13 protein-coding genes are annotated in these 13,337 nt (G+C 63.2%); 7 read left to right on the top strand and 6 right to left on the bottom strand.

The genetic code is table 11. From position 1 onward, the window contains the following. Positions 1 to 137 precede the first annotated feature (137 nt). The gene (locus ACWHVV_RS17600) at positions 138 to 275 is read left to right on the top strand and encodes a DUF2256 domain-containing protein (RefSeq protein WP_447554571.1); all 138 of its coding nucleotides are present in this window, start codon (positions 138 to 140) and stop codon (positions 273 to 275) included. 472 nt (positions 276 to 747) lie between these two features. Here ACWHVV_RS17600 and trmB read toward each other — a convergent pair whose 3' ends face one another. The 3 genes from trmB to thiS are packed head-to-tail and all read right to left on the bottom strand — an operon-like array spanning position 748 to position 2,571. After that, positions 748 to 1,488: a tRNA (guanosine(46)-N7)-methyltransferase TrmB gene (gene trmB, locus ACWHVV_RS17595; RefSeq protein ID WP_447927369.1), complete on the bottom strand. Its 741-nt coding sequence runs from the start codon at positions 1,486 to 1,488 to the stop codon at positions 748 to 750. A gap of 35 nt (positions 1,489 to 1,523) precedes the next feature. Continuing rightward, complete coding sequence (locus tag ACWHVV_RS17590) at positions 1,524 to 2,318, bottom strand: thiazole synthase (RefSeq protein WP_447927368.1); 795 nt, start codon at positions 2,316 to 2,318, stop codon at positions 1,524 to 1,526. A 31-nt stretch (positions 2,319 to 2,349) separates the two neighbouring features. Next, a complete protein-coding gene (thiS, locus tag ACWHVV_RS17585; RefSeq protein WP_447927367.1) occupies positions 2,350 to 2,571 on the bottom strand; it encodes a sulfur carrier protein ThiS in 222 nt (73 codons plus the stop codon). A gap of 123 nt (positions 2,572 to 2,694) precedes the next feature. Between thiS and ACWHVV_RS17580 the strand changes: the two genes are divergently transcribed. Together ACWHVV_RS17580 and ACWHVV_RS17575 are read left to right on the top strand one after the other, a co-directional pair. Further along, the gene (locus ACWHVV_RS17580) at positions 2,695 to 3,075 is read left to right on the top strand and encodes a DUF423 domain-containing protein (RefSeq protein ID WP_447927366.1); all 381 of its coding nucleotides are present in this window, start codon (positions 2,695 to 2,697) and stop codon (positions 3,073 to 3,075) included. A gap of 61 nt (positions 3,076 to 3,136) precedes the next feature. Further along, on the top strand, positions 3,137 to 4,273 hold the full coding sequence (locus ACWHVV_RS17575; protein WP_447927365.1) for a Gfo/Idh/MocA family protein: 1,137 nt from the start codon (positions 3,137 to 3,139) through the stop codon (positions 4,271 to 4,273). Here the strand turns inward: ACWHVV_RS17575 and ACWHVV_RS17570 are convergent. Together ACWHVV_RS17570 and ACWHVV_RS17565 are read right to left on the bottom strand one after the other, a co-directional pair. Continuing rightward, positions 4,270 to 4,884, bottom strand: a complete 615-nt coding sequence (locus tag ACWHVV_RS17570; protein WP_447927364.1) for a nucleotidyltransferase family protein — start codon at positions 4,882 to 4,884, stop codon at positions 4,270 to 4,272. The two genes, ACWHVV_RS17575 and ACWHVV_RS17570, sit on opposite strands and share 4 nt — an antisense overlap. Next, entirely contained in the window at positions 4,874 to 5,848 is a 975-nt protein-coding gene (locus tag ACWHVV_RS17565; RefSeq protein ID WP_447927363.1) for an XdhC family protein, read from the bottom strand. The genes ACWHVV_RS17570 and ACWHVV_RS17565 overlap by 11 nt, the downstream gene beginning before the upstream one ends. A gap of 192 nt (positions 5,849 to 6,040) precedes the next feature. On the opposite strand from ACWHVV_RS17565, the gene ACWHVV_RS17560 reads away from it, so the two are divergent. Genes ACWHVV_RS17560 through paoC form a run of 3 tightly spaced genes read left to right on the top strand, consistent with a single transcriptional unit; the run spans position 6,041 to position 9,729 of the window. Further along, positions 6,041 to 6,598 carry a 2Fe-2S iron-sulfur cluster-binding protein gene (locus tag ACWHVV_RS17560; protein ID WP_447927362.1) on the top strand — a complete coding sequence of 186 codons (558 nt, stop codon included), beginning with the start codon at positions 6,041 to 6,043 and terminating at the stop codon, positions 6,596 to 6,598. Next, the gene (locus ACWHVV_RS17555; protein WP_447927361.1) at positions 6,595 to 7,545 is read left to right on the top strand and encodes an FAD binding domain-containing protein; all 951 of its coding nucleotides are present in this window, start codon (positions 6,595 to 6,597) and stop codon (positions 7,543 to 7,545) included. Before ACWHVV_RS17560 ends, ACWHVV_RS17555 begins: the two co-directional genes overlap by 4 nt. Positions 7,546 to 7,548: 3 nt before the next feature. After that, positions 7,549 to 9,729, top strand: coding sequence for an aldehyde oxidoreductase molybdenum-binding subunit PaoC (gene paoC, locus ACWHVV_RS17550; RefSeq protein WP_447927360.1), 2,181 nt, complete (start codon positions 7,549 to 7,551; stop codon positions 9,727 to 9,729). Between the two features lie 134 nt (positions 9,730 to 9,863). Here paoC and ACWHVV_RS17545 read toward each other — a convergent pair whose 3' ends face one another. Beyond that, positions 9,864 to 12,053 carry a malate synthase G gene (locus ACWHVV_RS17545; RefSeq protein WP_447927359.1) on the bottom strand — a complete coding sequence of 730 codons (2,190 nt, stop codon included), beginning with the start codon at positions 12,051 to 12,053 and terminating at the stop codon, positions 9,864 to 9,866. Positions 12,054 to 12,246: 193 nt separating this feature from the next. Here ACWHVV_RS17545 and ACWHVV_RS17540 point away from each other — a divergent pair, with 193 nt between their 5' ends. Then, positions 12,247 to 13,287, top strand: coding sequence for an alpha/beta hydrolase (locus ACWHVV_RS17540; RefSeq protein WP_447927358.1), 1,041 nt, complete (start codon positions 12,247 to 12,249; stop codon positions 13,285 to 13,287). The last annotated feature ends 50 nt before the right edge of the window (positions 13,288 to 13,337 follow it).

The following is a 13,337-nucleotide window of genomic DNA, read 5'->3' as shown; positions in this document are numbered from 1 at the left end:
TCTTTTTTTGGGCCCTTCGAATCGTTATCTCAGGCACGCCGTGGCCTCAACCCCCTGCCGATGATGCAAGCTGCGCGCGCTAAAGTGTCTAGACTGAGGCGCTCACTCATTGTCCTTCATTCCAGGCTCTCGCGATCATGGCCCACAAGAAACCCCACCTGCCGACCAAAATCTGCCCCGTCTGTCAGCGCCCCTTCACCTGGCGCAAGAAGTGGGCGCGGGATTGGGACAACGTCGTTTACTGCTCGCAGCGGTGTCGGCGTTCGGGCGTTTGATATCGGGTGGCCATAAAAAAAGCCGCCAACGCTGGCTAATGCCGATCAGTTAAGCTTGGCTATTACCTGTGGGACGGAGCTTTAGCTCGCGACGGGTGGCTTGGACAAGGCGCCTGACGGCGCCATTCGCCGAATTGTCGGATCACCGCTGAAGTGGGCTCCACAACAACGAAATCTTGCATCCATCCCTTGTAGGAGCAGGCTTCAGCCAGCGATGCAGCGCAACGCGCTGCCGGGGTTGGTGATGATGGCAACCAAAAGTGCCGTCGCCACCGAAGGGCGGCTATCGCCGCCATCGCCCAATGGAGTTGGGCTCCTACAATGGAGTCGTGCCCCATCCCTCGTAAGAGCAGGCTTTAGCCAGCGATGCAGCGCAACGCGCTGCTACAATAGATTTACCGCTCGTTGTGGGTAGGCAAAAGCCTTAATTGATCGGCATTAGCCAACGCTGGCGGCTTTTAATCATCGCGGGTTAACGCGCCTTCCGGTAAATCAGATCCCACACACCGTGGCCGAGCTTCTCGCCGCGGGCCTCGAATTTGGTGAGCGGGCGAAAGCCGGGGCGGGGCACGAAGGGCGCGGTGTCACTCTCAGCGGTGTTGACGTAGCCGGGCGCGGCTTCCATGACCTCGGCCATCCACTCGGCGTAGGCTTCCCAGTCCGTCGCCATATGAAAAAAGCCGTCCGGCTCCAGGCGGGTGCGAATCAGCGCCACAAACGCGGGCTGCACGATGCGCCGCTTGTGATGCTTTTTCTTCGGCCAGGGGTCGGGGAAGAAGAGCTGCACGGTGTTGATCGAGGCTTCCGGCAGGCACTCTTCCAGCACCTTCAAGGCGTCTTCACGGTAGACCCGCAGATTGGTGAGACCCAGCTTGTCCGCCTCGTCGAGCAGCTTGCCTACGCCCGGGGCGTGTACTTCGATACCGATGAAGTCGGTTTCGGGATGGGTTTTGGCCTGCTCGATGAGCGAGTTACCCATGCCAAAGCCGATCTCGACCACCCGTGGCGCTTTGCGGCCGAACAGCGCATCGAGATCCTGTAGGCCGTCGGCGAGGGTGAGGCCCAGGCGGGGCCAGACGTCGTCGAGCCCGCGGGTTTGCGCCGGGGTCATGCGCCCGGCGCGAATCACGTAGCTTTTGATGCCGCGGCGGTGAAGCGGAGCGTCCTGGCTTTCGGGGCCGGTTTCAGGCGAAGGTGCGTTGTCGTCGTTCATGGTGTCTCGGCAGGGTCTCTCTAAGGGGCGTTGAATCAGCCGTTGATGCGGCCGGCAAACGGGGTCGACGGGTCGGCGCTTTGGCGCCGCGGCATGCGCCCGGATAAAAACGCATCGCGCCCGGCCTGAACGGCGAGCTTCATGGCGTTGGCCATACGCAGCGGGTCTTTTGCGTGGGCGATGGCGGAGTTGAGCAGCACGCCGTCGCAGCCAAGCTCCATGGCCTGAGCGGCTTCCGAGGCAGTGCCGATCCCGGCGTCGACCAGTACGGGCACGCTTGCCTGTTCGATGATCAGGCGAATGTTGTAGGGGTTTTGAATGCCGTGGCCGGAGCCGATCAGCGAGCCCAGCGGCATGATCGCGCAGCAGCCAAGCGCCTCGAGCTCGCGGGCCACGATCGGATCGTCGCTGGTGTAGACCATGACGTCGAAGCCATCGTCGATCAGCGTTTTGGCCGCGCTGAGTGTTTCCACCACGTTGGGGTAGAGCGTGGTCTCGTCGCCCAACACCTCGAGCTTGACCAAATTGTGGCCGTCCAGCAATTCGCGGGCCAGCCGGCAGGTGCGCACCGCATCCTTGGCGGTGTAGCAGCCGGCGGTGTTGGGCAGCAGGGTGTAACGGCTGGGCGGGATCACGTCCAAAAGGTTCGGCGCGTCGGCGTCCTGGCCCAGGTTGGTGCGGCGCACGGCGAAGGTGACGATCTCGGCGCCGCTTTGGGCCACGGCTTCGCCGGTCTCGGTCATGTCCTTGTACTTGCCGGTGCCCACCAAAAGGCGCGAGCCGAAGGTGCGACCGGCAACGGAAAACGGCGTATCGTGTAGTGCTGTCATAAAAAAATCCTCGAGCGCGAGCAAGGCCTGGCTAGCCGCCGCCGATGGCGTGAACCACTTCGATCTGGTCGCCTTCTTGCAGCGCGGTGGCGCCAAGCTGGCTTTTGGGAACGATCTGTTCGTTGATCTCGACGGCGATGCGCCGCTCGGTCAAGCCGAGCTGGGCGACGAGGTCCGCCGCCGTCAGCCCTTGATTAATGGCGTAAGGTTCGCCGTTGAGCCTAAGCTCTATGGAGGCATTAGGGGTAGACATGGGTGATGAGTATCCCTTGAATGAGGCAAACGATCCCTATTGTAGCGGTTTAGAGGCGCTCAAGGTATGTCACCCAGGATATGAAAGCGCTAAAGAATTCGACAACCTTTCAAGGAGCGTACTGTGCAGCAAGCCGATAAAGGATGGTGGTGTTGGGTCGCGGTTTCCGGTGCGCTCATGGTCGCGCTCGGTGCCTACGCCGCCCACGGGCTGGCCGAGCGGGTGAGCAGTGATATGGTCGCCGCCGTGGAAACCGGCGTGCGCTATCAGGCCTGGCATACGCTGGCCATGCTGGCGGTGCTCGTATGGCGCGCTCAACGCGCCCGCGCCGGGCAGCGGCTGGTGCTATCGCTTTGGCTTTTGGGCACGCTCTGCTTTTCCGGCTCGCTTTACGCCATGGCACTGGGCGGGATAAACCTGGGGCTGGTCACGCCCATAGGCGGGCTCGCGCTGATCGGCGGGTGGTTGTCGCTTCTTTTGGTGGTGCTGATCGCACGCCCTTGAGGGCAGCGCCGCCGGTCGCAGGAAGATGAAGTAAAACGCAGTTTTTGACGAGGAGAGACGCATGAGCGAACAAGCTCCCCGCCGTTTGCGGGCGGCCATGCTGGGCGGCGGCCAGGGCGCGTTCATCGGCGCGGTGCACCGCCTGGCGCTGCGTCTGGATAACCATTTCGAGCTACTTGCCGGAGTGTTCTCCTCGAACCCCGAGCGCAACCGGGCCAGCGCCCAGGCGCTCTATATCGAGCCGGCGCGCTGTTACAAAGACGTCGACGCGCTGATCGAGACCGAGGCGAGGCGAGACGATGGCATCGAGGTGCTGGTTATCGTCACGCCCAACCACCTGCACTTCGACGCCGCGCTCAAGGGCCTTGAGGCGGGGCTTCACGTGGTGTGCGAAAAGCCCATGACGCTGACTTCAGCTCAAGCCGGGCGCCTCGAAACGGCGGCGATGCAAAGCGCGGGGCACTTTTTGCTCGCCCACACCTACGCGGGTTACCCGATGATTCAGCACGCCCGTGAAATGGTCGCCACGGGGGCGCTTGGCAAGTTGCGCCACGTTCAGGTGGAGTACGTGCAGGAGTGGCTGAGCGAGGCACAAGGCGAGGATAACCGCCAGGCGGCCTGGCGAATGGACCCGGACAAGGCGGGGGCAGCGGGGTGTCTGGGCGATATCGGCGTGCACGCCTTTCAACTGGCGCAGTTCGTCAGCGGTCAGAAGATAACGGATGTGAGCGCCTCCTTGACCACCGCGGTCGAAGGGCGGCTACTGGACGACAGCGTTCAGGCGTTGTTGCGCTTCGAGCCCGGTACCAGCGGCATGCTCTGGGCCAGCCAGAGTGCCCCTGGCTTTGAAAACGAGCTGAGCATTCGCCTGGTCGGCGAGAAGGCGAGCCTGCAGTGGGCCCAGGAGAGCCCCAACGAGCTGTGGCTCAAGCCGCTCAACGCCCCCAGCCAGCGTTTGACCCGCCGGGAGGACGCCGTCAGCCAAACGGTGGGGCGCAGTATTCGCCTTCCCGGCGGCCACCCGGAAGGCTATATCGAGAGTTTCGCCAATCTCTATCAGGGGTTTGCCGATGGCGTGAAGGCGAAGACGCCGCCCGCTTGGCTACCCGGCATCGAGGATGGCGTGGACGGCATACGCTTTATCGAGGCGGTGCTCGCCTCCAGTCGACAAAACGGCGTTTGGACCCGGCTCGGCTAAGAGCCCCCGGTGTTCGGGGTGCCGTGTGACGGGCCGGCCAGGTCCGCCGGCCGGTCGATATCCATCGCCACGCCCGGGTCATCGACCGGCAGCACTCGATGGTGCGCCGCGTGGGCCTTCAATACCCGCCTGGCGCCTTCGCCGCCTTTGATGCTGGAAAGTGCTTCCCAGAAGGCACGACCGAATATCACCGGGTGGCCCTGCCTGTCCTCGACGCTGGGCGAGACGATGATGTCGGGCCCACTCATTGCCATGAGCGCCGTTAGGGTTCCGCTTTGGATATAGGGCATATCGCCCAGCAGTACGGCGGCAGCCTGAATGTCTGACAGGGACGGGTCCTCCAGGATGGCGCTGAACGCCTCGCCAATACTCGCCCCCAACCCGTGGCGGGCGCTTTGCACGCGGATCAGCGAGCACTCCTCAAGGCCCTTGGGCATATCCTCTTCGCGCACCACCACCCGCAGGCTCGTAAACGCTCGCCGGGCGTTGGCAACGCTTGTGATCAACAAGGAGCGACCATCGCTCAGCGCCGCTTGGCGTTTATCCGCCGCGCCGAACCGGCTCGAGTAGCCCGCCGCCATTACCAACGCCATCACCGTATCAGAGCTCATCGAGACTTTTCCCGTGCTGTACGCGCACGATATCCGCCATCACCGCCAGGGCGATTTCGGCGGGGGTTTTGCTGCCAAGCGACAGGCCGATGGGCATGTGGAGGCGCGTGATCTCGGCCTCACTCAAACCGCCGGAGCGTTTAAGCCGCTTGGCGCGGGCCTGGGAGGTGCGTCTTGATCCCATCACGCCGATGTAAAACGCCTGGGTGCGCACCGCTTCCATCATCGCCAGGTCGTCGATGCGCGGGTCGTGAGTCAGCGCCACCACGGCGGTGGCGGCGTGACAGGTGCCCTGGGCGATATACATTGACGGCAGCACGTTCTCGACCCGGGCCCCGGGTACCTCGAAACGCGCGCAGGCGCGCTCATCCGGATCGCACACGATGACCTCGAACCCCAGAGTGAGCGCAAAGGCGGCGCAGGGCGCGGTGATCGGCGAAATACCGGCGATCACCAGCCGGTGCGCCGGTGAGACGCGCAGGTGGATAACGTCATTTTCGCTTTCCACGCGCGGCCCGGTCGGTGGGGCAGGGCGAAGCGTGCGCGCCCCGCTTGCGGTATTCACTTCGCGCATCAAGGGCGCGTGGCCTTCGAGCGCCGCGAGCAGCGCGCTCAAGTGTTCGCGGGTTTGTGGGGCGGGCAAAAGCCGCTCGACCAGCACATCGAGTACGCCGCCGCAGGGCAGTGTTACGTTCGGCGCGTCGGTGTCGGCGGTGTCGCCATAGCGGGTAGTGGTGACGGCCTGGTCGAAGGCGCCCTGGGTGAGCCGCTGTAGAAAGTCCTCCTCCACGCAGCCGCCGGAAAGCGAGCCGATGTGCTCGCCGCGGGCATTCGCCACAAGCCAGGCGCCCGGCGCCCGGGGCGAGGAGCCGAAGGTGTCCAGTACGGTGCAGAGCCAAATCGTTTGGCCCTCGTCACTCCAGTCCCGCGCTCGTTCGATGACCTTGAGGTCGAGGTGTTGCATCGAGAAAACCATTCCTTGTTGGGCGGGCCTTTTAAAACGGCCCGCGTTCATCTGCCTGCTTAGCGTAGACCACTGGCGCGCTTTAATTTGGGTTATTGGATGCGTTGAGGCGCTGGCTTTAATAGCGACTATGCTTAATGCGTCATGACCGTGACCAGGCTATAGCGACGAAAAAATCAAAGGCAATTCAAAATGACCTCAACGACGACGTTCGAGAAGCATCCTGACGGCGCTCAAACGCGCTCAGCAGTTGCCCTTTCCATCAACGGCCAGCGCTACGAGCTGGAACTTGATAACCGCACCACGCTGCTGGACGCCCTGCGCGAACATCTAAAATTCACCGGCTCCAAAAAAGGCTGCGATCTTGGCCAGTGCGGGGCGTGTACGGTGAACATCAACGGCGAGCGGGTGAACGCGTGTTTGACCCTTGCCGTCATGCATCAAGGCGATGAGATCACGACCATCGAAGGCGTGGGGGATGTCGAGCACATGGACCCCATGCAGCAGGCCTTCGTCGACAACGACGCCTTTCAGTGCGGCTACTGCACCCCGGGCCAGATCTGCTCGGCGAAAGCGACCCTCGAAGAGATCCGTGCCGGTATCCCGAGCCACGTAACGAAAGCGCTCGAGGGCCCCATCGAGATCAGCGATGAGGAGATTCGCGAGCGCATGTCCGGCAATCTTTGCCGCTGCGGCGCCTACGCCAACATTCTCAAAGCCATTCACCAGGTAGCCGAGGAGCGCTCATGAAATCCTTCTCCTTCGAGCGCATCGACGATGCCGCCCAGGCGGCGGCGCGCGCCTTTGAAGTGCCGGGCAGCAAATTCATTGCCGGCGGCACCAACCTTTTGGATCTCATGAAGCATGAGATCGAAGTCCCGCCGCATCTCATCGATATTACCGGTACCGGCCTTGACGCCATTACCGCGACCGACGAAGGCGGGCTGCGCATTGGCGCTATGGTGAGCAATACCGCGCTGGGCGCCGACGAGCGTATCAAGCGCGACTATCCGGTGCTGAGCCGGGCGCTTTTTTCCGCCGCGTCGAGTCAGCTTCGCAACAAGGCGTCCACCGGCGGCAATCTGCTGCAGCGCACCCGCTGCCCCTACTTTTACGATACGGCGATGCCCTGCAACAAGCGCGAGCCGGGTGCTGGGTGCGCGGCGCTGGATGAAGGCGCCGATACCCGCCAGCTCGGCGTGATCGGCACCTCGGATCACTGCATTGCCACCCACCCCTCGGACATGGCCGTCGCGCTTCGCGTGCTGGACGCCGAGGTGGAAACCACCACGCCCCAGGGGCAAACGCGCAGACTCACCCTCGATGAGTTTTACAAGCTGCCCGGCGATACCCCCGAAGTGGAAAACGCGCTGGAGCCGGGTGAAATCATCACCGGCGTGGTGCTGCCCGCGCCGGTCGGCGGACGCCAGCGTTACTACAAGGTGCGTGATCGCGCCTCGTACGCCTTTGCCCTGGTATCGGTGGCGCTGATCGAAACCGACGACGGCCAGGGCCGCGTGGCACTCGGCGGTGTGGCGCCCAAGCCCTGGCGGCGCGAGGACGCCGACGCCGAGCTGGGTAACGGTGCCCAGGCGGTGATGGCGAAGCTGCTGGACGGCGCCCGCCCTACCGAGGAAAACGCCTACAAGCTGACGCTTGCCGAACGTACGCTTGCTGCCCTGCTGGCCAAGGAGTGATGTATGGATTTTAATCAGTCAACCGACGACAACCTGTTCGATCGCGCGCGCATCATCGGCAAGCCCCACACGCGCATCGACGGCGCGCTCAAAGTGACCGGCACCGCCCCTTACGCCTACGAGCGTCACGACGTGGCGGCGAACCCGCTGGTCGGCTACCCCTTGGGGTCGAGCATCGCCAAGGGCCGGATCACCCGCATGGACGCCTCGGCGGCGCGCAATGCCGAGGGTGTGGCGGCGGTGATCACCGCGCTGGACATCGATGAGCTGCCCCGGCCCTCCACGAACGTGGCCAAGCTGTTCGGTGGCGACATCGTCGAGCACTACCATCAGGCCATCGCGGTGGTGGTGGCCGATACCCTGGAGCAGGCGCGAGCGGCCACGTCGCTCATCGAGGTGGAGTACGAGCAAACGCCGGGGGAGTATGACCTGGACGATGCCTGGAAGCGCCTTCAGGACAGCGATGTGGTCGCGCACGTGGGCGATGTAGACGCGGCGTTCGAGCGCGCCGACGTGACCATGGACGAGACCTATCACACCGCCTCGCAAAGCCACGCCATGATGGAGCCCCACGCGACCATCGCGGACTGGTGCGATGGCAAGAAAATGACGCTCTGGACCTCGAACCAGATGATCGAGTGGACCCACCAGGCGCTGGCGACCACCTTCGAGCTCGACCCGGACGACATCCGTTTGGAAAGCCCCTACATTGGCGGTGGCTTCGGCGGCAAGCTGTTTCTTCGGGCCGATGCCGTGCTCGCCGCGCTGGGTTCTCGAGAGACCGGCCGCCCGGTGAAGGTGGCGCTGCCGCGTTCGTTCATCTTCAACAACGCCACCCACCGCTCCGGCACCGTGCAGCGGCTGCGCATCGCGGCCAACAAGGATGGGCACATTACCGCCTTCGATCATGCGGCCATTTCGCATACCCTGCCCGGCGGCAGCGGCGAAGACGCGGTGAACCAGACGCGCTGCTTCTACGCCGGCGAAAACCGCCGCACCGCCCATCACGCTATCGACATGAACCTGCCGGAATCCGCCGACATGCGCGCCCCCGGCGAGGCGACGGGCCTGGCCGTTCTGGAAATCGCCATGGACGAAATGGCCGAAAAGCTCCAGATGGACCCGGTGGAATTCAGGATTCTCAACGACACCCAGGTCAATCCGGAAACGCCCGAGAAACGCTATAGCGACCGCCATTTCGTGGAGTGCTTACGCAAGGGCGCCGAGGCGTTCGGCTGGGCCTCGCGCAACACCACCCCCGGCGGGCAGCGTGAAGGGCAGTGGCTGATCGGCCAGGGCGTGGCGGGTGCCTACCGCGGTGCCCCCACCCTGGATTCCGGCGCGCGGATACGCCTTAGCGAAGGCCGTTTGATCGTCGAAACCGATATGACCGATATCGGCACCGGCTCCTACACCATCATCGCCCAGACCGCTGCGGAAACCATGGGGCTGGAAATGGACGATGTGGAAGTGCGTTTGGGCAATAGCGCCTACCCCACGGCCTCGGGCTCCGGCGGCCAGATGGGCGCGGCCAGTGCCACCGCCGGGGTTTACGCGGCGTGTCTGGCGCTACAAGGCGAGATCAACAAGCGCCTGGGCGTCGCGTCGGCGCGCTTCGAGAACGGCCAGGTGATCACCGATGATAAAAGCGTTGCCTTGCGCGATGTGGCCCAGGGCGAAGAGATCGTCGGCGAAGATACGCTGCACTTTGGCGACTTCAAGGATGACCTGGAGATCGGCACCTTCGCGGCGCATTTCGTCGAAGTGGCGGTACACGCCTACACCGGTGAAACGCGCCTTCTTCGCATGCTCTCGGTGTGCGATGCCGGGCGCATTCTCAACCCGATTACCGCACGAAGCCAGGTACTGGGCGGCATGACCATGTCGATCGGCGCGGCGCTGACCGAAAGCCTGACCGTGGATAACGCGCGGGGCTTTTTCGCCAATCACGATTTCGCCGGCTACGAGATCGCGGTTCACGCCGACATTCCCGACCAGGACGTGATCTTCCTGGACACCCAGGACAGCGCCTCCACCCCCTTGAAAGCCAAAGGGGTCGGGGAGCTGGGCATTTGCGGCGGCGCCGCAGCGGTGGCCAACGCCATGTACAACGCCACGGGCATCCGCCTTCGCGACTACCCGCTGACCCTTGATCGTATGCTCGATAAATTGCCGGCGCTCTAACCTTCGGCGCGCCTTGTCAGCGCGTTCGTGGCCGCTTCATGGGAAGCGGCCCTCGCCGTCAGAGCGCTGAAGGTGGCATCACCCATGAAAAAGGCCCCGGGCAGTGATGCCCGGGGCCTTTCGTTGGTGCTGGCTTACTTCGCCTTGTGCGCTTTTTTCTTATGCACCTGGCGCCACTCGTGGAGGAGCGGTTCGGTGTAACCCGAGGGCTGCTCGCGGCCCTTGAAAATCAGGTCAGACGCTGCCTTGAAGGCGGTGGAGCCGTCAAAGTCGGCGCTCATGGCGGTGTAGCTTGCATCCTGGGCGTTTTGCTCGTCGACGACCTTGGCCATGCGCTTGAGCGTTTCTTGCACGCGGGCTTCATCGACGATGCCGTGGTGGAGCCAGTTGGCGATGTGCTGGCTGGAGATACGCAGCGTTGCGCGGTCTTCCATCAGGCCGACATCGTGAATGTCCGGTACTTTGGAGCAGCCCACGCCGTGCTCGACCCAGCGCACCACGTAGCCCAGAATCCCCTGGCAGTTGTTATCTAGCTCCTGCTGAATCTCGTCATCCGGCCAGTTGGTGTTATCGGCGACCGGCACGGTGAGTAGCTCGTCGAGCAGGTCCGTCTCGCCCTGGCTTTCAAGCTCACGCTGAACGTCGGCGACCTTCACCTGATGGTAATGCAGCGCGTGGAGCACCGCCGCGGTGGGCGAGGGCACCCAGGCGGTGTTGGCGCCGGCTTTCGGGTGGCCGATTTTCTGCTCGAGCATGTTATGCATCAGATCCGGCATGGCCCACATGCCCTTGCCGATCTGGGCGCGGCCGCGCAGGCCGCAGGCCAGGCCCACCTGTACGTTGTTCTTTTCGTAAGCGGTGATCCAGGCGGCGGACTTCATGTCGCCCTTGCGCACCATCGGGCCCGCTTCCATGGCGGTGTGCATCTCGTCGCCGGTGCGGTCCAAAAAGCCGGTGTTGATGAACACCACTCTTGATGTCGCCTCGGCGATACACGCCTTGAGGTTCACCGTGGTGCGGCGTTCTTCGTCCATGATGCCCATTTTCAGGGTGTCGCGGCTCATGCCGAGGATATCTTCCACCCGGCTGAAGAGTTCGTTGGCAAAGGCCACTTCTTTGGGGCCGTGCATTTTCGGTTTGACGATGTAGACCGAGCCTGCGCGGGAGTTGCGCGGTTGGTCGGCGTCTTTTTTCAAATCATTCAGTGCGAGCAGCGAGGTCATGACGGCGTCGAGAATGCCTTCGGGCAATTCATTGCCGTCTTCATCCAGAATGGCCGGCGTGGTCATCAAGTGGCCCACGTTGCGCACGAACATCAGCGAGCGGCCGGGAAGCGTGACGCTTCCGCCCTCGGTGGTTTGCCAGGTGCGGTCGGCGTTGAGCGTGCGCGTGGTCGTCTTGCCGCCTTTTTCGATCTTCTCTTCCAGATCGCCGCGCATCAGGCCCAGCCAGTTGCTGTAAATGCCGACTTTATCCTCGGCGTCGACCGCGGCGACGGAGTCTTCGCAGTCCATGATGGTGGTCAGTGCGGCTTCGACCACGACATCCTTCACCCCCGCCGGGTCGGTCTTGCCGATCGAATCCGTCGCGTCGATCTGTATCTCGAGGTGCAGGTCGTTGTTGGAGAGCAGTACCGCGCTTGGCGCGCTTTCGTCGCCGTTAAAGCCGATCAGCTTGCCGGCATCTTTCAGGCCGGTTTCGCGCCCGCCCTCCAGGGTCACCACCAGGTGGCCGTCGCGCAGGCTATACTTGACCGCGTCTCGGTGGGAACCGGTGGCCAGGGGCGCTGCGCGGTCCAGCACGCCGCGGGCGTAGGCGATGACCTTTTCACCACGCTTGGGGTTGAAGCTTGTGCCCTTCTCGGCGCCGTCCTCTTCGGAGATCGCATCGGTGCCGTAGAGCGCGTCATAGAGGCTTCCCCAGCGGGCGTTGGCGGCGTTCAGCGAGTAGCGGGCGTTGCTGACCGGCACGACCAGCTGCGGGCCTGCCTGAATGGCGACTTCACGATCGACGTTGGCCGTTGTAACGTTAACGTTGGCCGGGGCGTCCACCAGGTAATTCTGCTTTTTAAGGAAGCTTTTATAGGCGGCCATGTCATTGATCGCGCCGGGATGCTCCTTGTGCCAAGCGTCGAGCGCTTGTTGCAGCGTTTCGCGCTCTTCCAGCAGGCGCTGGTTTTTCGGGGTAAGATCGAAGAACAAGGCATCGACGCCGGACCAGAAGGCGTTTTCGTCGATACCGGTGCCCGGCAGGGCGTGTTCGCTGATAAAACGGTCCAGGCTGGCGGCCACCTGTAGACGGTGGCGCGTGATACGCTCGCTCATGGGTCTCTCCTGTGAAGGTGCCCGTGGGGATGAAGGGGCCACGGCCCGTATCAATGAGTATTTATGGAAAATACTTCCACAAACGCTGGGGCGTGTAAATAGCGTAGTCGTTAAAGCGCCGCCGTGCTCGACTAAATGATAATAACGCGCGCGATGGCCAGGCGGGCTACATGGCCATTCAGGGAGACAGGTAATGCACGAGTTCGATCATTTATCAGAGGTGTTCCGCCAGGCAAGCGATGCCCCGGCGCTGCACTACCTGGCGCCGGGGACGGCGCTGACGCAGGCGGTGAAAAGCTACTTTCAGCACTACCAGCTCGACATCCTTTTCGAGAGTACGCCTTCGGTCTATGCCGGGTTTATCGATACCGGGCAGTTCAACTTGTGGTGTCAGGTCTGGAGCCCTATTGCGCCCAAGGGCACCATCTTCGTGGTGCACGGCTATTTCGACCACCTGGGGCTTTATCGCCACCTGCTGAAAAGCCTGCTGGACAAGGGCTGGCTGGTGGTGCTGTGGGATTTGCCCGGCCACGGGCTTTCCAGCGGCCCCCGCGCGGAAATCAACGAGTTCAGCGACTATCAGCACTGCTTTACCCACTTAAAAGAAACGCTGCAGGCGGCGAGCTTGGCGCCCACGCCCTGGGTCGGCATTGGCCAAAGTACCGGCGGGTCCATTCTGATCACCGACGCCCTGGAAAAACGCGAAGCGGCCCGCTGGGCGGGTATCGTCCTGCTGGCGCCGTTGGTGCGCCCCTGGCGCTGGAGCCAGGCCAGCTGGGTGCATCTAATCGCCAGTCCCTTTGTAAAAGAGCTGCCCCGTAAGTACCGCCCCAACTCCACCGACGAAACCTTCACCGCGTTTCTGCGCGACCAGGACCCGCTGCAGCCCGAGCGGCTCAGTGTTGCCTGGATTTCGGCCATGCGCCGCTGGATTCCCAGGCTGCTGGCGTTCGAGCCGCTGGCGCTGCCCACGCTGATTTTACAAGGCGAGCAGGACATGACCGTGGACTGGGAGCGCAACCTCGAAATCCTGGCCGACAAACTGCCCGAGGCGACGGTGTATCGCCACCCCGAGGCGCGCCACCACCTGGTGAACGAAGCCGCGACTATCCGCGAGGCGCTTTTTGCCGAGCTCGAGGATTTTATCGACCGGGTGGATACCGAGTTTCCCGCCGAGCCCGAGCGCAGGGCCCGCGGCAAGAAGGCGGCCTCTTCCAAAGCGCTGACGCCCTAAAGCATATGGCACGACGCGCTTTTTCTTCGCCGGGCCTTTTGGCCAAAAGG

This window comes from Vreelandella sp. EE27, from assembly GCF_968206495.1.
Note: the sequence above shows the minus strand (reverse complement) of the source record. Positions and strands in the feature narration are given on the sequence as shown.